Genomic DNA, 21,771 nt, shown 5'->3' on the forward strand with positions numbered 1-21,771 from the left:
GCGTCCTGCCCTCGTGCTCGAGACCTGTCGGTCGAGCTCCGGGGGACGTGCGGAGCGGCTGGGTGCAGAGCCGCCGCCACGGCTGCGTGACGTCGGATGGCACGACCCCTGAGGGTCCCGCTGTCGCGTGCTGCCTACCATCCGGACTTTCACCGTCGGTCTGGGAGTTCCACCCAGTCAACCGGCCGCTGGCTGCGGTCGGGTCGCGGACTGTCACCGCCGGTTCGGAATTACACCGACCCCGGAGCACGTCAGGGCCAGTATGCCGCAGCCACCCCGCCTCGCCGAACCTCTGTCCACCGTGACGTCCCCCACTGGACCTGTTGCATCACTACGTGAACTGCACGCCGAAGACGTCGAGGAGGCCGGGGGCGGCATCGAGGTCGAGGCGGGCTCCCTTGACGCGGTTCTCGCGAGGGTCGAGCGAGAGGGCGCGGGTCCCCCGCAGGTCGGCGTCGCGCAGGTCGGTCCCGACGAACCGAGCCCCGGCGAGACTCGAACCACCGAGGTCGGCCCGGCGCAGCTCGGCCTCGGTGAAGTCGACGTCGGTGAGGTCGCAGTCGCGGAAGGTGAAGCCGGAGAGGTCCATGCCCGCGAAGGTCGCACCGTCGAGTCGGCAGCGCTCGAAGCGCAGCGGCTGGGCCAGCAGCGACCCGGCGGCGGTGGCTGTCCAGTTGAGGGCGAGCATCTTGCATCCCACGAACGTGCAGTCTACGAACCGCGTGTCGGTGAGGATGGCCATCGACAGGTTGCACCCCGTGAAGGTCACCTCTTCGAACGTGCAGCCCACGAGCTTCGCGGACTCCCACGTGAGCCCTTCGAGGTCGGTCGCAACGACCTCTCGACCGCGCAGGGTCTCCCCCGGCACGAGCGACGCCAGCGGCGCGACGGCCATCGTCAGTGCGCGTGCTGCGTTGCGAGAGAACGGAGTTCGTCGATCGCGGCCGCCGCGGACTCGGCACCGTAGACCGCCGACCCAGCGACGAACACGTCGGCCCCTGCCTCGGCGCACTGCTCGATCGTCGTGGCCGACACTCCCCCGTCGACCTGCACCCAGACGTCGCCACCGTGCCGCGCCACGGCCTCACGGACGGCGCGGACCTTGGGCATCTGGTCGGCCATGAACGACTGCCCGCCGAACCCGGGCTCGACCGTCATGACGAGCACCATGTCGAGCTCAGGAAGCAGCTCCTCGTAGGGCTCCCAGGCGGTCCCCGGCTTGATCGCCATCCCGGCCCGCGCGCCGGCCGAACGCAGGGCCCGAGCCAGGGTGCGCGGGTCGCGCGCCGCCTCGACGTGGAAGGTCACGGATTGCGCCCCCGCCTCGGCGTAGGCCGGCGCCCACCGGTCCGGGTCCTCGATCATGAGGTGGCAGTCGAGCGGGATCGGCGAGACCTTGAGCAGCGCCTCGACGATCGGCAACCCGAGGGTGAGGTTCGGGACGAAGTGGTTGTCCATGACATCGACGTGCGCCCAGTCGGCGTTCTTGATCGCGTCCAGCTCGGACTGGAGGTTGGCGAAGTCGGCGGAGAGGATCGACGGTGAGATCTGCACGGCGCTCACCCTATCGACGCCACCCGCCGCGTCCGGTCAGGCCTTCTTGCGCAGCAGGGTGAAGAACATCGCGTCGGTGCCGTGCACGTGCGGCCACAGCTGCACCTCGGGTCCATCGCCGAGATCGTGGAGCACCTCACCGGACGCGTCGCGGAAGAACTCGCGAGCGTCGATGACCTCGATGTCGTCGCGCTTCTTGAGGACGTCGCGCACGACGAACGTCGTCTCGGCCGGGTGCGGGCTGCACGTCGCGTAGCCGACGAGACCTCCCGGCGCCACCGCGTCCAGCGCGCTGCGCAGCAGGTCGCGCTGGAGTGGTCCGAGCTGGGCGAGGTCGCTCGGCTGGCGGCGCCACCGTGCCTCGGGTCGGCGGCGCAGCGCGCCGAGGCCCGTGCAGGGCGCATCGACGAGAACGCGTCCGTATGCCGCGGGCTCGCCTTCCCCGACCTCGCGACCATCCGCGGTGCGCACCTCCACGGAGGCGCCCGCCTCGGCGGCGCGTGCCATCACGGGTTCGAGCGTGGAGCGGACGAGGTCGGCACGGTGCTCGCTCACCTCGACGGCCACGAGATCCGCGCCGGACTGCACGGCGAGGGCGCCGAGGACGCCACTCTTGCCGCCGGGGCCGGCACACAGGTCGAGCCATCGGTCCGGAACGCCCTCGGCAACGGGCGCCGCCGCGAGGGCAGCGGCGAGCAGCTGGGAGCCTTCGTCCTGCACGGCGGCGCGCCGCTCCCGGATCGCGGGGATCGCGCCCGGGTCCCCGTGGTCCAGCACGGCGCCGAACGGCGAGGTCGGGCTCGCCGTGGCGCCCGACGCGACGAGCTCGCCGACGCTCGACAACCCTGGGCGCGCCACGAGGCTCACCTTGGCCGGGGTGTTGTCGCTCTCGAGGAGCGCACGCAGCTCCCCCGACACGGTTCCGGTCGTGGCACGGCCGTGGCCGAGCAGGGCTCCGCGCAGGGCGCTCACGACCCACTCGGGGTGGGAGAACTCGGTGGCCAGGGCCGCCGTGGACCCATCGTTGGGGACGACGATGGCCTGCCACTCGTCGCGGGTCTTCTCGCTGACCCGGCGCATGACGGCGTTGACGAAGCCGCTGGCCCCGGCTCCACTGACGGTCCGGGCGAGGCCGACCGTCTGGTCCGCGGCCGCGTGGGTGGCAACCCGCATGCCGAGCAGCTGGTGGGCACCCAGGCGCAGCACGTCGAGCACTCCCGGGTCGATCTTGCTCGTCGGCCGGGCGGCAGCCTCGGCGATGACGGCGTCGTAGAAGCCCTGCATCCGCAGCGTGCCGAAGCCGAGCTCGGTCGCGAAGGCGGCATCCCGGGCGTCGAGCCGGTGGCGTCGGATGATCGAGGGGAACTCGAGGTTGGCGTAGGCGCCATCGGCGACAGCTCGCAGCAGCGTGTAGGCAGCGAACCGGGCCGGCTCGGCCTGCTTGGACCGGTCACTCGGCCGCTGGCGCGAGCGCTGCTGACCTCCGGGCGCGGACGCGCGGGAGCCGGAGCCCCGTGAACCGGAACTCCGCGAGTCCGAGCCGCGTGGCCCGGCGCCACGCGATCCTGAGCCGCGCTGTGGGCGGCCGGGCTGGCGGGAGTTGTCCGAGGCAGGCATCAGGTCAGCGTAGTGGCGCGACCGAGCGCCTCGTCCACACCGATGCGGACGCCGCGGGCCCAGTCGGCCGCCGACATGGCCTTCTTTCCCTGGGGGCGCACCTCACCGAGCGTCACCGCTCCGGCGGCCGTACCGACGTGGACGGCCTTCTTCGTCGCGTGGATCTCGCCGGGCGCGAGCGCCTCGTCGGTCTCGCGTCCGCTGAGGGCGTCGCCCGCAGCAGCACGCACGGGACCGAGACCGAGCCGCTCACCACGGAACGTCGTCCACGCGCCGGGCGCGGGGGTGCACCCGCGCACCTGGCGCGACACGGCATACGCCGGTCTGTTCCAGTCCACCTCGGCATCAGCGGTGGTGAGCTTCGCCGCGTGCGAGACGCCCTCGGCAGGCTGCGCCACGGGTGTCAGTCGGCCGCTCTCGAGGCCGTCCATCGTCGCGACGAGAAGGCCGGCGCCGGCGTGGGCGAGGCGGTCGAGCAGCGTCCCCGACGTGTCGTCGGGTCGGATGGTCTCGGTCATGGTGCCGAGGACGGGACCCGTGTCGAGCCCCTCCTCGATGACGAACGTCGATGCGCCGGTCGTCTCGTCGCCGGCCATGATGGCTCGCTGGACGGGGGCCGCGCCGCGCCAGGCCGGGAGCAGCGAGAAGTGCAGGTTGATCCACCCGTGGGTCGGGATGTCGAGAACCTCACGCGGCAGCAGCGCGCCGTAGGCCACGACGGGGCAGGCATCTGGAGCGATCTCTCGCAGCCGCTGCTGGAACTCCGGGTCACGCGGTGTCGTCGGGGTGAGGACCTCGATGCCGTGCTCGAGGGCAACCACCTTGACCGGCGACGGGTGCAGGGTACGACCGCGACCCGCGCGAGCGTCGGGGCGGGTCACCAGCGCGACGACCTCGTGCGGGCTCGCGAGCAGCGCCTCGAGGGCGGGCGCTGCGGTGTCTGGGGTGCCGGCGAAGACCAGCCTCATCGGGTGTGGTTCCGGTTCGTCACGCGCCCAGTCTATGGACGACCGGACGTGAGCCTGTGCAGCGCTTCAACGACGGTATCGGGGCGTTCGACGTGCGGCGAGTGCCCGCAGCCCTCGAGTCGGGTCTCCGTGAACCGCCCTCCAGCAGCAGCGTAGCGCTCGAGCACGGCCCGGGTCTGTCCCACCATCGGCTGGGGTGGGCAGGCCTCGGCGCCGGGCCACCCGGGCACCACCCCGAGCTGTCCGAGGTAGGCCAGGTCGAAGAGGGACGTGTCGCTGACAATCGCGTCAGCAGTGCCCCAGAGCCACTCGACCGGCGGCTTGGGCTCGAGCGCCACGAGGTCCTCGGCGACCGAGAACCACTTCGGCGACATCGTGTTGAGCACCCCGCGCTCCCCCGGACCGACCATCGGCCAGTTGTCGCTCGGGGCCGAGTCGCCCGGGTAGTTGTCGACACCGGTCGCCGTCGACAGAACCGTGTCGAGCATCGCCTCCTCGTCGGCACCGAAGATGTCCGCGTCGGCGACGTAGGCCGACCGCAGCACCGCGCGTGGACTGGTCTGCTCGTCACCCGATCGATCCGCCGCGTCGAGTCGGGCGACGAAGTCCGGGTTGGCGGTACCGCCACCGGTCCCCGCGAAGTCGGGCGTGGTCGGCGTTCCCTCGAGGTCCTTGGTCCCGCCGAACCCGTAGGGCGACACCGGCGCCGTGAGGACGAGGCCAGCGACCCGGTCCGCGTGGTCGATGGCGAACTGCATCGCGACGCCGCACCCCATCGAGTGCCCCACGACGACGACCGGTGCCTCGGAACCGAAGACACCTTCCGCGCCGAGCAGCCCGTCCAAGTCGTCGGCGAAGTCCCGCAGCCCTCGAGTGGCGTCCACCGGAGCCGTGTCGGTGTCGCCGTAGCCGCGGAGGTCCGGAGCCACGATGCGCAGCTCGGTGGCGTCACCGCCGAGGTGGTCGCGCACGAACGGTTCCCAGTAGCCACCGGACGAGCAGTTGCCGTGGACGAGCAGCACCGGAGTGCCGTCAATGGGCCCCCAGGTCCGCACATGCTGCCTGATTCCGCCCGCCTCGATGAACTTACCCATGCGGAGGACCGTATGCCGTCCGCCCGCCTAGCGGACATGTGTCGCCGACCCATGTGCGCACCTCGCGCCTGTGGCGCCACGTCAGCTCGTGGGTCGAACCAGCTGGTGGGTCGCGTCAGCTGGTGGGGTCGCGTGGGTCGAGCTTCACGGTGAGGGTGGCGGTCTCCTTGCGTGCGGACCGCCGCGCCCGCATCGCCGCGACCTCCGCGGCCAGCTGCTCCCCCTCGTCGAGCGGAGCCGTGAGGACGAGCCGCTCAATACCCTCCGCGACCGGGAGCGGGCCGAGCCGACGCACCGCCGGTCCGAGCCGCATCTCCTCCACGGCGGCGTGGAGAGCAGGGCGCGCGCCCGTGAGTGCGGCGACGCGGGTCGTGGGCGGAAGCCCGAGCTCGACCCGTTCGGCCAGTTCGCGCTCCGCGAACCAGGCCGGATCCCAGCGCACGAGCCCCTCCACTGCCGGGATCGTCGTGTGGGTCGGTGTCCCCGCGAGCACGACGACTCCCCCATGGGCGCTCCCCCGGCAGAGCGCAACGGCGTTGGTCCAGCGCCGCAGGGTCTCCTCGGCGGCATCGAGCGACGCCCGGTCGAGGAGTGCCCAGGCATCGAGCAGGAGGCAGGCGGCATACCCACCCGGGGCCACCGGTTCGGCGCCCGGGGTGGAGATGACGAGGCGTGGCCTGTCGTCGACCTCGTCGACGACGGCTCCGGCGCCGGACGTCGTCACGGGCACCCCCGGGAAGGCGCGACCGAGCTCTTCGGCCGTTCGGCGGGCCCCCACCACCGATGAACGGAGTCGGGGCGAACCGCAGTTCGGGCACTCGAACCTCGTCTCGACGGCACCACACCAACGACAGGTCGGGGGTGCCCCCGGCGCACGCAGGCCCAGCGGCCCAGCACAGACGGTGCAGCGCGCCGGGCGACGGCAGTCCTGGCACGACAGCGCCGGAAGGTAGCCGCGGCGAGGCACCTGCACGAGGACCGGCCCTCGCGTGAGCGCGTCCTTGGCGACCTGCCAGGCGGCCGAGGGCAGGTGCGCGCGAGCCGCCGCGGGGTCACGCGCGAGGTCGGACCCCTCTCCCGCAACGCGCACCCGGGCCACCGAGCGGCGCAGCGTGGACCGATCCACTTCGAGCGCCACCGCGCGACCCGTTGCGCACCACTGGGTCATGGCGACGGTGCGGGTGTGCCCGGCGCTGAGCAGTGCCGCGCCCTCGACCTCGGCGCGAACCCCGAGCACCTCCCGCACGTGGGGGTACGGCGCGCGCGGCTCGTCGTGCAGATCGTCGCCGTCGTCCCACCACGCGACGAGCCCGAGGTCGGCCACGGGGGCAAAGGCCGCCGCCCGCGTCCCCACGACGATGCGCACGTGCCCCCGAAGAACCTTGAGGTATGCCGTGTAGCGCGCCTGCGGTCCTTGGTCGGCTGAGAGGCGCACGTGGTGGCCTTTGCCGAGCCGCTCGATGAGCGCCGCCTCGACCCGGGCGACGTCGCGAGCATCGGGAACGATGAGGATGCTGCCCCGCCCGCCGACGACGGCTGCTGTGGCCGCGTCGGCGAGCAACCGTGGCCAGGCCAGTTCGGGCTCGATCGCGGGAGCGACCAGGACGGACGCGAACGGGCGCTCCCCGGCGGTGACGCGGGACACGAAAGCCGGCCCGCCGGCATACCGGCTCCAAGCGGCCGACTCGAGAGGTGCGACGTCCTCGGTCTCCGGGCCCTCCACGGGAAGCGCCTTCTCCGCGGCCGCGTGGCGCGGCGGCACCGCGAGGCGCAGGACGTCGCCGAGGACCCCGCCGTAGTGGCCGGCCACCCTGCGCGCTGACTCGAGGACGGCCGGCGTGAGCACGGCCTCCGGCGAGACGACCCGTCGGATCGTGGCCAGGCGCCCCTCGTGCTCGGCCTCGGCAGCCCGCGCGACGACGAACCCGTCAAGATCCTGGCCGGCGAAGCGCACCTTGACTCGAGCACCCGGCACGGCGTCATCGGCCATGCTCGCGGGCACGAGGTACTCGAACGGCCGGTCGAGGTGGGCCAGCCCGGTGTCGACGACCACCGAGGCGACTGGATCGACGTCGGTGATCGGCTCACCACCCGACTTCGGTTTCGGACGCGAACGCACCGAGGGCTGGATCAGCTCCAGCTGCGTCCCCTCGACCGACTCGCTCACGGTCCGAAACTAGACGACCGGAGCGACACCCCTGCCGTCGAGGTGGGCCAGAAGCAGGTCCGCGACGGCCACGGGGCGCTCCAAAGCCGGGAGGTGACCGGCCCAGTCGAGCTCCACGAGGGCCGAGCTCTCGATCTCGCGGGTGAGCAGCGCGGCGACCTCACGGAAGTGGGTCGCGTCGTGGGCACCGGTGACGATCGTCGTCGGCAGGTGGAGCTGCGTCGCGTCGACCTCGAGCCGGTCCGGCTGCGGCGGTGGATCGAGCTCATCTGCTGCGAGCTGGACCTCGAAGGCGTGACGCTGCATCCGGGCGAGATCGACACGGGCCTCGTCGGTCGCCGCGGGCCCGAGCCACAGATCGACATTGAGGGACACTGCTCCGTCGATGTCTCCGGACTCGAGCAGAGCGTCCTCCTGCTCGTCGAACTCGATGATCGCCGGGTCGGTGACCTCGAGTCCGCGGTAGGCGGGGTTGAGGAGCACCAGGGTGTCGACGCGATCCGGGTGCATCGCCGCGAACTCAAGGGCGACTCGCCCGCCGAAGGAGGCGCCGACGAGCGTGGCCCGGTCGATACCCAGCTCGTCGAGGAGATGGGCAAGGTCATCGGCATCGGTGTAGCGACCACCGGGAAGCGGCGTCTCCCCCCACCCCCGCAGGTCGGGCGTGACGACGCGGTGCGCCGCAGACAGCGCCGGCACGAGTGGCCGCCACATCCTGCGGTCGGCAACGCCTGCGTGGAGGAGGACGACAGCGGGCCCGCTGCCCTCGTCGTCGTGCACGAGGAGGAGCGGGCCCGCCTGGCTGGTCTGGTCGGTGCTCAGTGGTCAGCCCTTGACCGCGCGCTGGAGGTCCTCGACGCGGTCGGTGCGCTCCCACGTGAAGGGGTTGTCGACACCGTGCGCAGTCGTGCGACCGAAGTGGCCGTAGGCCGCCGTGGGCTTGTAGATCGGGCGGAGCAGGTCGAGGGCGTCGAGGATCGCCGCGGGACGCAGGTCGAAGACCGAGAGGATCGCCTCCTGGATCTTGTCGGCAGGTGCCGTCTCGGTGCCGAACGTCTCGACGTAGATGCCGACCGGCTGCGCCTTGCCGATGGCGTAGGCAACCTGGACCTCGCACCGACGGGCAAGGCCCGCGGCGACGACGTTCTTGGCGACCCAGCGGGTGGCGTAGGCGGCGGAGCGGTCGACCTTCGACGGGTCCTTGCCGGAGAAGGCGCCGCCACCGTGGCGGGCCATGCCGCCGTAGGTGTCGACGATGATCTTGCGACCGGTCAGACCGGCGTCACCCATGGGTCCACCGATGACGAACGTGCCCGTCGGGTTGATGAGCGAGCGGTAGTCGGACGTGTCGAGGTCGGTGCCGGAGTCGGCGAGCTCGGCGAGGACCGGCGCGATGACGTGCTTCTCGATGTCGGGGCTGAGCAGACCGTCGAGCGAGATGCCGTCGGCGTGCTGCGTCGAGAGGACGACGGTGTCGAGCTTGACCGCCTTGTCACCCTCGTAGCTGATCGTCACCTGGGTCTTGCCGTCGGGACGGAGGTAGGCGAGCTCCTCGCTCTTGCGCACCGCCGTCAGTCGCTCGGACAGACGGTGGGCGAGGTAGATCGGGAGCGGCATGAGCTCCGCCGTGTCGTCGCACGCGTAGCCGAACATCAGGCCCTGGTCGCCGGCGCCCTGCTTGTCGAGCGGGTCGACGCCACCGGTGCGGTTCTCGTAGGCCGTGTCGACGCCCTGCGCGATGTCAGGGCTCTGCTGACCGATGGAGACCTCAACGCCACACGACGCACCGTCGAAGCCCTTGGTCGACGAGTCGTAGCCGATGCCGAGAACCGTGTCGCGCACGATCTTGGGAATCTCGACGTAGGCCTCGGTCGTGACCTCACCGGCGACGTGGACCAGGCCGGTCGTCACCATCGTCTCGACGGCGACGCGGGCGCGCGGGTCCTGCGCGAGCATGGCGTCGAGGATGGAGTCCGAGATCTGGTCACAGATCTTGTCGGGGTGCCCCTCGGTGACGGACTCGGACGTGAACAGGCGTGCAGCCACCCGGGACTCTCCTTCGTGTGGTGTCAGATGGTGGCGCCGTGTCGGCGCGCAAGGACACAAATCTAACGGGTCTGTCCACCGCGTGGACACCCTGCCCACGACCTGAGCGGTGACGGGACCGACATCGGCACCCGTGCGCGCCCGGCAGGACGGCTTCCCGGAAGGTGCCAGAATGTCCCGCGTGAACGACGGGCCGGAGCCAGGGTCGGCGCCCCCCGGGTCGTCAGCAGCGGTGGACACCGCAGCAGCACTCTCGACCCCGAGCAGCCCTCTCGACCTCCTGTCCAGAGCGCAGCAGATCGCCGAACAGGTGCGGGCGGACTCGCTGCGCGAAGTCGCCGAGGCGCGCCGCGAAGCTGCCCATTTGCGCGCCCGGACGTCCGCGACCCGCGCTGAACTCGAAGGCTCGCTCCGAGGCCGCGTCGATCGTCGATGCGGCACGCGATGAGCCCAAGGGCATCCTCCAGGACGCCTCGGCCCAGACCTCGCTGGTCCGATTGAGGTCCATGCGGGCGGCGGACGAGGCCATGTCCATTGCGCAGGAGGACGCCGCACGGCGCATCGCGGCCGCCGACCTCAAGGCTCACGAGATCCTCACCGAGGCCGAGGAATCGCGACGCGACCTTCTCGACCGCACCGCCGAGGACGTCGCTGCAGCGCGCTCGGCGTGGGAGGCCGAACGGACCCGGGCCAGGATCGAGCTCGCGAACCTACGTGAGATCACCGAGGCCGAGGCTGCTCGCATCCGCGCCGAAGCAGAGGTGTTTGCCTTCGGGCAGATTGACGAGCTCGAGCGCGTCGTCGCGTCCCGCGAGGCGGAGCTCCAGGCGAAGCACGACGAGGTCGGTCGAGAACGCGAAACCATCCTCGAGCACGCCCGTGCCGAGGCCATCGGCCACCTTGACGCGGCGCGGGCCGAGGCGGGCGAGGTGATGGAAGCGGCCCGCACTCACTTGGCATGGGCCCAGAGCACCGTCCGGGACATCCTCGAGAAGACCGATCGCGAGACGACAGCCCAGCTCCGCGAGCACCACCACAAACTCGGCACCCTGGCCAGGACACACCGTGAGCGCGCGGCGACTCTGCTCGCCAGCGCGACAACACGCGCCGAAGACCTCACCGCAGAGGCACAGGCGGAGTCCGAACGGCTCCGTGGGACGGCGGTGTCGGTTCTCGACGCGGCCCGAGTCGATTGAGAGCGCACGCTCGAGGATGCACGCACTGAGGCCGAACGCTTCGTCGCTGAGGCCAGGCATCGGTGCGCAGGGGTGAGGCCGAGGCCTACTTCGAGAACCGCGTGCGCGCGCCGCGGCGGCCGCCGCTGACTTCGAGAGCACCCTGCAGGAGCGTCGCGACAAGGCCACGAGCGAGTTCACGGTTGCCCAGAGCCTGCACGAGGAGCGCCTGCGCGAGCTCCAGGACCGCGCCGATCAGCTCGCCCGCGAGGCGGAGCAGGAGCGCGCCACCCGCACCGCGGAGGCCACGTCCATCCTCGACCAGGCCAAGGCCGAGGCCTCGGCGATGGTGACGACCGCCAAGGAGCAGGCGGACCGCATCAAGCGCGACTCGGAGCGCGAGCTCGCCGCCGCCACCGCCCGCCGCGACAGCATCACGGCCCAGCTGAGCAACGTCCGCAACATGCTCGGCACGCTCGGTGGTGCATCCAGCCTCGGTGAGCCGTTCGGTGACCAGGCACCGGCCGCACCGGCGGCACCGGTCAAGTCCGCCGCGGAGACCACCGAGGACGACGAGGAGCCCGAGGAGGTCGTGGAGACCACCGGCGGCAAGGCCGAGGCGAAGGCCGGCAAGGGTCGCTGACCAGGGCGCGCACGCGACGAACGCCGCATCCGGGATCACCCGGATGCGGCGTTCGTGTCCTGTGGAGGCTCGGTCAGAGCAGGGTGACGACGACGTCCCAGACGGCGTCCGAGACCGCTGCCTTGGTCGCCGGACCCACCTCGACGCTCTCGGCACTCCCCCGGCGCAGGACGGTCACCGTGTTGTCGTCCGCGCCGAAGGTCTTGCCCTCGCCCACTTCGTTGACGACGAGGACGTCGCACCCCTTGCGCTCGAGCTTGGCGCGACCGTGGTCCAGGACCGATCCGTTCTCGTCACCGGTCTCTGCGGCAAACCCCACGATGATCGGAGCAGGGGAAGCCCCACGGGACTCGACGAGCTCGGCGAGGATGTCGGGATTGCGGACGAGCGCGATCGTCGGCGCCGAGTCGTCCTCCGCGCCGTCGGGCCCCACTTCGTGCGTCTTCTTGATCTTGGACGGCGCATAGGTCGCCGGGCGGAAGTCGGCCACGGCGGCGGCCATGACGACAACATCCGCGTCGGCTGCGGCAGCGTGCATCGCGTCTCGCAGTTGCAACGCCGTCTCGATGGTCACCACGTCGACGTCGGGAAGGTCTGCCGCAGCAGAGGTCACGAGCGTCACCTGCGCGCCACGTGCCGCCGCTGCAGCCGCCAGGGCGTGCCCCTGCTTACCCGAGCTGCGATTGCCGAGATAGCGCACCGGGTCGAGCGGTTCCCGGGTCCCGCCGGCGCTCACGACCACGCGACGTCCCGAGAGGTCGCCGCGCCCCTGCGCCGACCGCTTGTCGGCTGCGTTCGCGCCGGTGCGAGCAGTCACGCCCGCAGAGGCGGCAGCGGTGCCCGAAGCGGACGCCGCCCGGGCGAGCTCACGCTCGCACACGGCATACAGCTCCTCGGGTTCGGGAAGACGGCCGGGACCGGAGTCCTTCCCCGTGAGGCGACCACTCGCAGGTGGTACGACGTGAACGCCTCGTTCGGACAACGTGGCGACGTTGGCCTGCGTGGCCGGGTGATCCCACATCTCGGTGTGCATGGCCGGGGCCATGACGACAGGACATCGTGCCGTGAGCAGGACATTGGTGAGCAGGTCGTCGGCCTGACCCGTCGCAGCCTTGGCCAGGAGATCGGCCGTGGCGGGGGCGACCACCACGAGGTCCGCCTCCTGCCCGAGCCGGACGTGCGGCACTTCATGGACGTTGGTCCACACGTCGGTGCTCACGGGTTTGCCGGAGAGCGCCGACCATGTGGGTGCGCCGACGAAGTTCAGGGCCGCGGCCGTGGGCACGACCGTGACGTCGTGCCCAGCCTCGGTGAGGAGACGCAGGAGTGAGCAGGCCTTGTAGGCCGCGATGCCGCCCGCCACACCGAGGACGACGCGCACGGGAGGCTCAGTCCTCGATCTTCTCTGAGGTGAGCAGGTTGCCGTTGATCTCGCGGAGCGCGATCGAGAGCGGCTTCTCGTGGACCTCGGAGTCGACGAGCGGGCCGACGTACTCGAGCAGACCGTCCTGGAGCTGCGCGTAGTAGGCGTTGATCTGGCGAGCGCGCTTGGCCGAGTAGAGGACCAGTGAGTACTTGGAGTCGGCGTGCGTGAGGAGCTCGTCGATCGGCGGGTTGGTGATGCCGATGGGGTTGGCCTGGGTGCCGGACACGGAATCAGTCTCGTTTCGTCTGGGGCGGGGTGCGCATCAATGATACGAGTTCGTCGGCTGCACGCCGAACGTCGTCGTTGACGATGGTGACGTCGAACTCCTCGGCGGCCGCCAACTCGGCCCGTGCCGTGGTGAGCCGGACCTCGCGTTCCTCGGCCGACTCGGTGCCGCGACCCACGAGCCGCCGCACGAGTTCATCCCAGCTCGGAGGGGCGAGGAACACGAAGAGGGCCTCGGGCATGGTCTGCCGGACCTGGCGTGCGCCCTGCAGGTCGATCTCGAGCAGCGCCGGGCGACCCTGCGCCAGGGCGGCCTCCACGGGACCGCGAGGCGTGCCGTACTGCGCCCGGCCATGGACGGTCGCCCACTCCAGGAACTCGTCGTGGTCGACCATGCGACCGAATTCCTCGTTGCTCACGAAGTGGTAGTGGCGACCGTCGACCTCAGTGGGACGCGGCTTGCGCGTCGTTGCCGAGACGGACAGCCACACGTCGGGGTGGTGCTCACGAACCCAGGCGGCAACGGTGCCCTTGCCGACGGCCGTGGGACCGGCGAGGACCGTGAGGCGGGACGTGCTGCTCACGCCTTGTCGAACCGGGCCAGCAGGGCGGTGATCTGGTTCTGGCCGAGACCCCGCACACGCCGGCTCTCGCTGATCCCGATCTCCTCCATGAGCGCGCGGGCCTTGACCCGGCCGACACCCGGCATCGACTCGAGGAGTGCGGAGACCCGCATCTTGCCGATGACATCGTTGGACTTGCCCTGGTTGATGACCTCACCAAGGTCGCCCTGGGCGTACTTGAGACGGTTCTTGACGGCTGCCCTCTCGCGACGGGCGTCGGCGGCCTTGGCCAGCGCGGCAGCGCGTTGCTCCGATGTCAGCGGCGGCAGAGCCATGGCGGAAGTCCTCCAGTCGTCTCGATGACGCTGCTTCTCAACGCCTTCCGGCGATTTAACCACGCCGAGCAGGGTGATCCGCGGCCCACGATCGGGGGCATGCCCAAAGCGGTTTGCGAACCAGAACCTGCTTCGACTCCCGGATCGATCCGCATGTCGAAGCACCGTGCGGTTCGCAAACCGCTCTGTGCATCGATCAGCTGAGCAGGGCGGCCAGAGATTCGTTCGTTTCGTGTGCACGGGCCCGCAGCGCTGCCACATCAGGGCCTGCCGACAGGACCTCTCGACTGCTTGCCGGAAGGACGTTGGGCAGTGCGTCACCGAAGACCCGACGAAGGGAGTCCGCGTTCCCGCCCTGGGCGCCGACTCCGGGGGCCAGGAGTGGTCCGTTGACGGCCGCGAGGTCGATTCCGAGGTCACGCACCGCGTCGCCGACCGTCGCACCCACGACGAGACCGACACTGCCGAGGTCGCCCGCAACCGCAGCCTCGGCGTTCTCGGCAGCCGCCCCACGCACCATGGCCTCGGCAACGCTGACCTCTCCGGCACGCGCGTGTTGCACCGAGGCACCCTCGGGGTTTGACGTCAGTGCGAGGACGAACACGCCACGACCGTGCGCTGCAGCAGTGTCGAGCGCCGGCCGGAGGGACTCGAACCCGAGGTACGGACTCACGGTCAGGGCATCACCGGGGGCCACGGCGGAGTCGCCGAGGTAGGCCGTGGCATAGGCCTCCATCGTCGATCCGATGTCACCGCGCTTGGCGTCGAGGAGGACGAGGGTGCCCGCCTCCTGCAGGCCGTGGATGACCGACTCGAGGATCGCCACGCCACCGGAGCCGAAGACCTCGAAGAAGGCCGACTGCGGCTTGACCACACCGACGTGCCCGCCGAACGCGTCGACACAGGCGTCGGCGAAGGCCCTGAGTCCGTCGAGGTCGTAGGCCAGTCCCCAGGACTCGAGGAGGGCGCGGTGGGGGTCGATACCGGCGCAGAGCGGACCGTGTTGCTGCGTTGCGGCGCGCAGCCGCTGACCGAACGTCGCGGTCGTCGTACTCATGGGATCACCATCCTGTCGTGGGCGATCCCGACCAGCTCGGTGATGCGTGCGACCCCGTGGGAGTCGGCCAGCGCCTCGAGTTCGGTCAGGACCCGTTGCGGTGCGTTGGGGTCGTTGAAGGTCGCCGTTCCGACCTGTATGCCGGTCGCTCCCGCCGCGATGAGCTCGAGGGCGTCACGTCCGGTCCGGACTCCCCCGACGCCGATCAGCGGAACGGTCTGGAAGCGTCCCTCACGCATGGCTGCGGTGACCTGCCAGAGGGCGCGCACGGCCACGGGCCGGATCGACGGGCCGGACAGCCCACCGGTGATGCCGCCGAGGTGCGGCCGTAGCCGGTCGGTGTCGATGACCATGCCGAGCAGGGTGTTGATCATCGTCAGGCCCGTGGCACCGGACTTCACCGCTGCGTCGGCGATGGACACGATGTCGGTGACGTCGGGCGTGAGTTTGGCGAACATCGGGACATCGCGAGGCAGTTGCTCGCGCACCAGGGCGATGACCTTGCCCGAAGCCAAGGGGTCGCAGGCGAAGACGAGGCCGCGGTTGGCGACGTTGGGGCACGAGATGTTGACCTCGACCCCGACAACGCAGTCGAACGCATCGCTCGCGACGAGCACCTTGGCCACGTCGGCGAACTCACCTGCGGTGTTGCCGGCGATGGAGACGAGAACGCGTGCCCCGACGGACTTGAGCCACGGCAGGTCCTGCTCGACGAAGGCGTGGATGCCCGGGCCCTGGAGCCCGATCGAGTTGAGCATCCCCGACGCCGTCTCGGCCATGCGGGGCGTGCCGCGGCCGGAGCGCGGGTCCATCATCACGGTCTTGGTGACGAAGGCGCCGAGCTTCGAAACGTCGAAGAAACGGTGCAGTTCGCGCCCGTTGGCGGCGCATCCGGACGCGGTCATGACCGGGTTGGGCAGGGTTCGGGTGCCGAACGTCACCGACATGTCGACTGCCATCAGTGACCTCCCACCTTCGGTGCGCCGACCGCATCCTCGGGCACGCCGCACACGCCGTCGTGGAAGGCCTCCCAGCGGATCCGGTCGCCCCGGAACACCGGTCCTTCGACGCACGAGCGGACCATCTTGGTCACGCCCAGCTTGTCGCGGACCGGCATGACGCAGGTCATGCACACGCCGACGCCGCAGGCCATGGCCTCCTCGACGGCGACCTGTGCGACGGCGCCGTGCTCGCTCGCGACCCGAGTGACGGACTGGAGCATCCCCATCGGTCCGCAGGCGTAGGCGACCGGTGCGCCGGTCCGCGTGAAGACCTCGGGCAGGACGTCGCTCACCCACCCCTTGACCCCGGCCGAACCGTCGTCGGTCGTCACCGTCACGCCATCGGCCGAACGCCGCGCCTCGACCACGCCGAAGAGGCGGTCCTCCGACGCGGCGCCGAGGACCATCTCGACCGTGCAGCCCCTCTCGCGCAGGACGTCGGCGAGCCAGAAAAGCGGAGCCGAGCCGTAGCCGCCCCCGACGAGGACGCAGGGAACCGGCTCGGTCGGCAACGGGAAGGCCCGTCCGAGCGGCGCGACGACATCGACCGCGTCGTGTGCACGCAGCGACGTGAGCCACTCGGTCCCGGCGCCCTTGGCGGCGATGACGAGGTCGAGCGTTCCGCCGTAGGTGCCGGACGGGCTGACCTTGTGGATGGAGAACGAGCGCCGCAGCAGGTTCCCCGTGGTGAGGCCACCGACCGACAGGGCGGCGAACTGCCCCGGTCGGGCGAGCTCCGCCACGCCCGGGGCGACGATCGTCAGGTGGTGGTAGGCGCCCACCCGTCGGGTCGCGATGACCTCACCCTGAACCTGGACCACTCCGGACTGCTCGGCTCGACTCATCGCGAACCCACCTGCAGCAGGTCGAGCGCGCGAGCGTGGTCCTGGAGGGACGTCACAGTGAGGTCACCCCGCCGCAGTGCCTCGATCGCCTGCACCGCGGCGGCGAACTCCTGAACGGTCGTGATGAGCGGAACGTCGGCCGTGTTGGCCGCGGCGCGGATGGCGTAGCCGTCAGCGCGCGCACTCTGACCGGTCGGGGTGTTGATGACCATCGCGATCTCGCCGTCGAGGATCAGCTCGCCGATGGAGCGCGCGTCGGTCGCCTCGGCATCGCCCTCGCGCTCCGTGATCTTCCGGACCACCTGGGCCGGAATTCCATTGCGGCGCAACACATCTGCCGTGCCCGAGGTCGCCACGACGTCGAACCCGAGGTCGACGAGCCGGCTCACGGGGAAGAGCATCGCGCGCTTGTCGCGGTTCGCGACCGAGACGAAGACCGTGCCGGTCGAGGGCAGACCACCGTATGCCGCGAGCTGGCTCTTGCCGAAGGCTCGCCCGAACGTGGAGTCGATTCCCATGACCTCACCGGTCGAGCGCATCTCGGGTCCGAGCAGGCTGTCGACCATCGTGCCGTCGGCCGTGCGGAACCGGTGGAACGGGAGCACGGCTTCCTTGACCGAGATCGGCGCGTCGGGCGGCAGGGTGCCGCCGTCACCAGTGGGGGGCAGCACTCCCTCGGCGCGGAGCTCGGCGATGGTGGCGCCCAACATGATCCGGCTCGCCGCGTTGGCGAGGGCGACGCCGGTCGCCTTGGCGACGAACGGCACGGTGCGCGAGGCCCGCGGGTTCGCCTCGAGGACGTAGAGGATGTCCTGGGCCAGGGCGAACTGGACGTTCATCAGGCCGACGACGCCGATGCCCTCGGCCAGCTTGCGGGCCGACTCGCGCACGAGCTCGATCTCGGCGTTGCCGAGGGTTGCCGGCGGCAGCGCACAGGCGGAGTCGCCGGAGTGGATACCGGCCTCCTCGATGTGCTCCATGACGCCACCGAGATACATCTCGGTGCCGTCGTAGAGGACGTCGACGTCGATCTCGATCGCGTCGTCGAGGAAGCGGTCGACAAGCACCGGGTGCTCCGGCGACGCGTTCGTCGCCCGCTCGACGTAGGTGACGAGGGTGTCGTCGTCGTAGACGATCTCCATTCCCCGACCGCCGAGAACATAGGACGGGCGGACGAGGACCGGGTAGCCGATGTCCTGCGCCACCGCGAGTGCTTCCGCAGCGCTGTATGCCGTCCCGTGCTTCGGGGCGGGCAGCTTCGCCTCCGCGAGAACTCGCCCGAAGGCACCGCGGTCCTCGGCGAGGTCGATCGCCTCCGGTGACGTGCCCACGATGGGCACGCCTGCGTCCTTGAGCGCCCTGGCAAGGCCCAGCGGGGTCTGACCGCCGAGCTGGACGATGACGCCCGCGATCGGGCCCGCCTGCTTCTCGGCGTGGAAGACCTCGAGCACGTCCTCGAGGGTCAGCGGCTCGAAGTAGAGGCGACTCGAGGTGTCGTAGTCCGTCGACACCGTCTCCGGGTTGCAGTTGACCATGATTGTGTCGTAGCCCGCGTCCCGGAGGGCGAAGCTCGCGTGGACGCACGAGTAGTCGAACTCGACGCCCTGGCCGATCCGGTTCGGGCCCGAGCCGAGGATGATGACCGCCTCGCGCTCGCGCGGGGCCACCTCGGTCTCCTCGTCGTACGAGCTGTAGTGGTACGGCGTGCGGGCGGCGAACTCGGCCGCGCAGGTGTCCACGGTCTTGAAGACCGGTCGGACCCCGAGAGCGTGACGTACTCCGCGAACGACACTCTCCGGCATACCCCGAAGTTCACTCAGCTGAACGTCACTGAAGCCGTGTCGCTTGGCCAGCCGCAGGAGGTCCGGCGACAGCTCCGGCGCATCGCCGACCTCGCGAGCGACGTCGTTGATGAGCTCGATCTGGTCGAGGAACCAGGGGTCGATGCCGGTCGCCGCGTGCGTCTCCTCGACGGTCGCGCCACCGCGCATCGCCTGCTGGACCGTGATGATCCGTCCGTCGGTCGGGCGACTCGCGATGCGCAGCAGCTCGAGGGCTTCCTCGCGCGACGGCGTCTCGCCGCGCCAGTGGAAGGACGACTCCTTGCGCTCGATGGAGCGCAACGCCTTCTGCATCGCCTCGGTGAAGTTGCGGCCGATCGACATCGCCTCACCGACCGACTTCATCGTCGTCGTGAGGGTGTCGTCCGCGGCCGGGAACTTCTCGAACGCGAACCGCGGCACCTTGACGACGACGTAGTCGAGGCTCGGTTCGAAGCTCGCCGGCGTCTCCTGGGTGATGTCGTTGGGGACCTCGTCGAGGGTGTAGCCGATGGCCATCTTCGCGGCGATCTTGGCGATGGGGAAGCCCGTCGCCTTGGACGCCAGCGCAGAGGAGCGGGAGACGCGCGGGTTCATCTCGATGACGATGATCCGGCCATCGCGCGGGTTGATCGCGAACTGGATGTTGCAGCCGCCGGTGTCGACTCCGACCTCGCGGATGATGGCGATGCCGACGTCGCGCAGGCGCTGGTACTCACGGTCGGTCAGGGTGAGGGCCGGCGCGACGGTGATCGAGTCACCGGTGTGCACGCCCATCGGGTCGAGGTTCTCGATCGAGCAGACGACGACGACATTGTCGACGTTGTCGCGCATGACCTCGAGCTCGTACTCCTTCCAGCCGAGGATCGACTCCTCGAGGAGCACCTCCGTCGTCGGGCTCGCCTGCAGCCCGGCACCGGCCATACGGCGCAGCTCGGCCTCGTCGTGCGCGAACCCGGACCCGAGACCGCCCATGGTGAACGAGGGGCGGACGACGACCGGGTAGCCGAGCTCGGCGGCGCCGGCGAGGACCTCGTCCATCGTGTGGCAGATGACCGAGCGGGCGCTCTCGGCGCCGCAGCGCTCGACGACACCCTTGAAGAGCTGGCGGTCCTCGCCGAGTTGGATCGCCTCGACGTTGGCGCCGATGAGCGGGCAGTCGTACTTCTCGAGCACGCCCGCGTCGTGCAGGGCGATCGCACAGTTGAGGGCCGTCTGGCCACCGAGGGTCGCGAGCACCGCGTCGGGGCGCTCCTTCTCGATGATCTTCTCGACGACCTCGGGGGTGATCGGCTCGATGTAGGTGGCGTCCGCGAACTCCGGGTCGGTCATGATCGTCGCCGGGTTCGAGTTCACGAGGATGACGCGCACGCCCTCCTCGCGCAGGACGCGGCAGGCCTGGGTGCCGGAGTAGTCGAACTCGCAGGCCTGTCCGATGACGATCGGGCCGGACCCGATGACGAGGACGCTCTTGATGTCGTCACGCTTCGGCATCAGGCAGACGCCCCTTCCGTGGTCTTCGGGTTGGCTGTGCCCTCTGTCGCGCTCGTCGGCGCTCCGGGCCTCGCTCGTTCCTCGCTCGTGTCCTCGCGCTGTCCTCGCCGCTCCGTGAGGAGATCGACAAAGCGATCGAACAGGTATGCCGCGTCGTGCGGTCCCGCTGCCGCCTCCGGGTGGTACTGCACGGAGAAGGCCTTCAACTCGCCTGTGGCAGAACGGAGTTCAAGTCCCTCGACGACGTCGTCGTTGAGGCAGACGTGCGAGACGCGCGCCGACCCGAACTCGGTCTCGGTCTCACGGTCGAGTGGCGCGTCCACGGCGAACCCGTGGTTGTGCGCCGTGACCTCGACCTTGCCGGTTGTGCGGTCCATGACCGGCTGGTTGATGCCGCGGTGGCCGTACTTGAGCTTGTAGGTGCCGAAGCCGAGCGCCCGTCCGAGGAGCTGGTTGCCGAAGCAGATTCCGAAGAAGGGAATGCCGGCCGCGAGCGTTGCGCGCAGCACCTCCACCTCGGCATCGGCCGTCCCGGGGTCGCCCGGTCCGTTGCTGAAGAACACCCCGTCAAGGCCCTCGATCGACGAGATCTCCTCGAACGTCGCAGTGGCGGGAACGACGTGCACCTCGATGCCGCGCTGCGCCATCTGCTGCGGCGTCATCGCCTTGATGCCGAGGTCGACGGCTGCCACGGTGAACCGCTTCTCCCCCACCGCCGGGACGACGTAGGTTTCGTCAGTGCTCACCTCCTGCGCGAGTGCGGCGCCCTTCATGAGGGGCGCGGAGGTGACGCGCTCGAGGAGGTGGGCGGCCGGCATACCGGCTGCTTCTCCGGAGAAGATCCCGACGCGCATGGCGCCGCGCTCACGGAGGTGACGCGTCAGGGCGCGCGTGTCGATGTCGCAGATGCCGACGACGCCCTGGGCGTCGAGCTCGTCCTCGAGGGTCCGTTGCGAGCGCCAGTTCGAGGGCCGCAGGGCGGGGTCGCGAACGACGTAGCCGGAGACCCAGATGCGGGAGGACTCGTCGTCCTCGTCGTTCCACCCTGTGTTGCCGACGTGCGGCGCGGTCATGATGACGACCTGACGGTGGTAGCTCGGGTCGGTGAGCGTCTCCTGGTAACCCGTCATCGCCGTGCAGAAGACGGCCTCGCCGACCGTCTCGCCTCGGTGACCGTAGGCACGACCGGAGAAGGTGCGACCGTCCTCGAGCACGAGCACCGCCGGCTCGCGGGTCTGGAGTGTGGACGTCATGCGGTCTCCCCCTGTCGGGCCGTGACCCTGCCCCGCAGGATCGTCGTGTGGACGGCGCCGGTGAAGGTCCTGCCGTCCCAAGGATTGTTGCGGGACAGCGATTTCGACGCGGCGGCGTCCACCGTCCGGTTCGCCTCGGTGTCGACGAGCACGAGGTTGGCGGGTGCACCGGCCTCGATCGCTCGGCCGTGGTCGGTGAGCCCGGCGATGCGCGCCGGGGCGACCGACATCCGGTCGGCCAGCGTCGCGAGGTCGAACTGTCCGCTGCGGACCATCGTGTCGTGGACCACCGCGAAGGCCGTCTCGAGGCCGAGCATTCCGAAGGCCGCGTCGACGAAGGCGTGCTCCTTGTCGTGGCGGGCGTGCGGCGCGTGGTCCGTCGCGACGGCGTCGATGGTGCCGTCCGCGAGGGCCGCGCGCACCGCGTCGACGTCCTCACTCGGGCGCAGCGGCGGGTTGACCTTGAAGGTCGGGGCATAGCTGCTCAG

21 protein-coding genes and 1 riboswitch are annotated in these 21,771 nt (G+C 70.5%); of the genes, 3 read left to right on the forward strand and 18 right to left on the reverse strand.

Annotation, left to right across the window (positions count from 1 at the left end; genetic code table 11):
• Window positions 1-124: 124 nt before the first annotated feature.
• Window positions 125-253, reverse strand: a riboswitch (FMN riboswitch).
• A 78-nt stretch (window positions 254-331) separates the two neighbouring features.
• The 8 genes from N803_RS17355 to metK form a co-directional block, all read right to left on the reverse strand.
• Window positions 332-895, reverse strand: a complete 564-nt coding sequence (locus N803_RS17355; RefSeq protein ID WP_052111845.1) for a pentapeptide repeat-containing protein — start codon at window positions 893-895, stop codon at window positions 332-334.
• Window positions 896-897: 2 nt separating this feature from the next.
• Window positions 898-1,554, reverse strand: a complete 657-nt coding sequence (gene rpe / locus N803_RS05895) for a ribulose-phosphate 3-epimerase (RefSeq protein WP_035903246.1) — start codon at window positions 1,552-1,554, stop codon at window positions 898-900.
• Between the two features lie 36 nt (window positions 1,555-1,590).
• Window positions 1,591-3,171 carry an RsmB/NOP family class I SAM-dependent RNA methyltransferase gene (locus N803_RS05900; RefSeq protein ID WP_035903249.1) on the reverse strand — a complete coding sequence of 527 codons (1,581 nt, stop codon included), beginning with the start codon at window positions 3,169-3,171 and terminating at the stop codon, window positions 1,591-1,593.
• Entirely contained in the window at window positions 3,171-4,139 is a 969-nt protein-coding gene (gene fmt, locus N803_RS05905; protein ID WP_035903250.1) for a methionyl-tRNA formyltransferase, read from the reverse strand. The genes N803_RS05900 and fmt overlap by 1 nt, the downstream gene beginning before the upstream one ends.
• A gap of 32 nt (window positions 4,140-4,171) precedes the next feature.
• Window positions 4,172-5,233, reverse strand: a complete 1,062-nt coding sequence (locus tag N803_RS05910; protein ID WP_035903251.1) for an alpha/beta hydrolase — start codon at window positions 5,231-5,233, stop codon at window positions 4,172-4,174.
• Between the two features lie 115 nt (window positions 5,234-5,348).
• On the reverse strand, window positions 5,349-7,400 hold the full coding sequence (locus tag N803_RS05915) for a primosomal protein N' (protein ID WP_035903253.1): 2,052 nt from the start codon (window positions 7,398-7,400) through the stop codon (window positions 5,349-5,351).
• A 9-nt stretch (window positions 7,401-7,409) separates the two neighbouring features.
• Window positions 7,410-8,180 carry an alpha/beta fold hydrolase gene (locus N803_RS05920; RefSeq protein ID WP_035903254.1) on the reverse strand — a complete coding sequence of 257 codons (771 nt, stop codon included), beginning with the start codon at window positions 8,178-8,180 and terminating at the stop codon, window positions 7,410-7,412.
• Window positions 8,181-8,225: 45 nt separating this feature from the next.
• Complete coding sequence (gene metK, locus N803_RS05925; protein WP_035903255.1) at window positions 8,226-9,446, reverse strand: methionine adenosyltransferase; 1,221 nt, start codon at window positions 9,444-9,446, stop codon at window positions 8,226-8,228.
• Window positions 9,447-9,627: 181 nt separating this feature from the next.
• On the opposite strand from metK, the gene N803_RS18235 reads away from it, so the two are divergent.
• The 3 genes from N803_RS18235 (at window position 9,628) to N803_RS17360 (ending at window position 11,264) form a co-directional block, all read left to right on the forward strand.
• Complete coding sequence (locus N803_RS18235) at window positions 9,628-9,894, forward strand: hypothetical protein (RefSeq protein ID WP_156969669.1); 267 nt, start codon at window positions 9,628-9,630, stop codon at window positions 9,892-9,894.
• 79 nt (window positions 9,895-9,973) lie between these two features.
• Complete coding sequence (locus N803_RS05935) at window positions 9,974-10,642, forward strand: hypothetical protein (protein ID WP_156969670.1); 669 nt, start codon at window positions 9,974-9,976, stop codon at window positions 10,640-10,642.
• Window positions 10,643-10,967: 325 nt separating this feature from the next.
• A complete protein-coding gene (locus N803_RS17360) occupies window positions 10,968-11,264 on the forward strand; it encodes a hypothetical protein (protein ID WP_052111848.1) in 297 nt (98 codons plus the stop codon).
• A 73-nt stretch (window positions 11,265-11,337) separates the two neighbouring features.
• Here N803_RS17360 and N803_RS05945 read toward each other — a convergent pair whose 3' ends face one another.
• The 10 genes from N803_RS05945 to N803_RS05990 all read right to left on the reverse strand — a co-directional run.
• Complete coding sequence (locus N803_RS05945) at window positions 11,338-12,645, reverse strand: bifunctional phosphopantothenoylcysteine decarboxylase/phosphopantothenate synthase (RefSeq protein WP_035903261.1); 1,308 nt, start codon at window positions 12,643-12,645, stop codon at window positions 11,338-11,340.
• Between the two features lie 7 nt (window positions 12,646-12,652).
• Window positions 12,653-12,916: a DNA-directed RNA polymerase subunit omega gene (rpoZ, locus tag N803_RS05950; protein WP_035903263.1), complete on the reverse strand. Its 264-nt coding sequence runs from the start codon at window positions 12,914-12,916 to the stop codon at window positions 12,653-12,655.
• A 4-nt stretch (window positions 12,917-12,920) separates the two neighbouring features.
• A complete protein-coding gene (gene gmk / locus N803_RS05955; RefSeq protein WP_035903266.1) occupies window positions 12,921-13,499 on the reverse strand; it encodes a guanylate kinase in 579 nt (192 codons plus the stop codon).
• Window positions 13,496-13,813, reverse strand: a complete 318-nt coding sequence (gene mihF / locus N803_RS05960; RefSeq protein ID WP_035903267.1) for an integration host factor, actinobacterial type — start codon at window positions 13,811-13,813, stop codon at window positions 13,496-13,498. Before mihF ends, gmk begins: the two co-directional genes overlap by 4 nt.
• 196 nt (window positions 13,814-14,009) lie before the next feature.
• A complete protein-coding gene (pyrF, locus tag N803_RS05965; RefSeq protein ID WP_035903268.1) occupies window positions 14,010-14,870 on the reverse strand; it encodes an orotidine-5'-phosphate decarboxylase in 861 nt (286 codons plus the stop codon).
• The gene (locus tag N803_RS05970) at window positions 14,867-15,829 is read right to left on the reverse strand and encodes a dihydroorotate dehydrogenase (protein WP_035903269.1); all 963 of its coding nucleotides are present in this window, start codon (window positions 15,827-15,829) and stop codon (window positions 14,867-14,869) included. Before N803_RS05970 ends, pyrF begins: the two co-directional genes overlap by 4 nt.
• The gene (locus N803_RS05975; protein ID WP_035903271.1) at window positions 15,829-16,716 is read right to left on the reverse strand and encodes a dihydroorotate dehydrogenase electron transfer subunit; all 888 of its coding nucleotides are present in this window, start codon (window positions 16,714-16,716) and stop codon (window positions 15,829-15,831) included. Before N803_RS05975 ends, N803_RS05970 begins: the two co-directional genes overlap by 1 nt.
• Window positions 16,713-20,030 (reverse strand): carbamoyl-phosphate synthase large subunit, encoded by a 3,318-nt coding sequence (gene carB / locus N803_RS05980; RefSeq protein WP_035903273.1) that lies wholly within the window; start codon window positions 20,028-20,030, stop codon window positions 16,713-16,715. The genes N803_RS05975 and carB overlap by 4 nt, the downstream gene beginning before the upstream one ends.
• Window positions 20,030-21,283: a glutamine-hydrolyzing carbamoyl-phosphate synthase small subunit gene (carA, locus tag N803_RS05985; protein ID WP_084764067.1), complete on the reverse strand. Its 1,254-nt coding sequence runs from the start codon at window positions 21,281-21,283 to the stop codon at window positions 20,030-20,032. The genes carB and carA overlap by 1 nt, the downstream gene beginning before the upstream one ends.
• Window positions 21,280-21,771 (reverse strand): amidohydrolase family protein (locus N803_RS05990; RefSeq protein WP_035903275.1); only part of this gene is annotated, 492 nt, incomplete at its 5' end. The genes N803_RS05990 and carA, both read right to left, overlap by 4 nt.

The organism is Knoellia subterranea KCTC 19937 (genome assembly GCF_000768685.1).
Lineage (GTDB): Bacteria > Actinomycetota > Actinomycetes > Actinomycetales > Dermatophilaceae > Knoellia > Knoellia subterranea.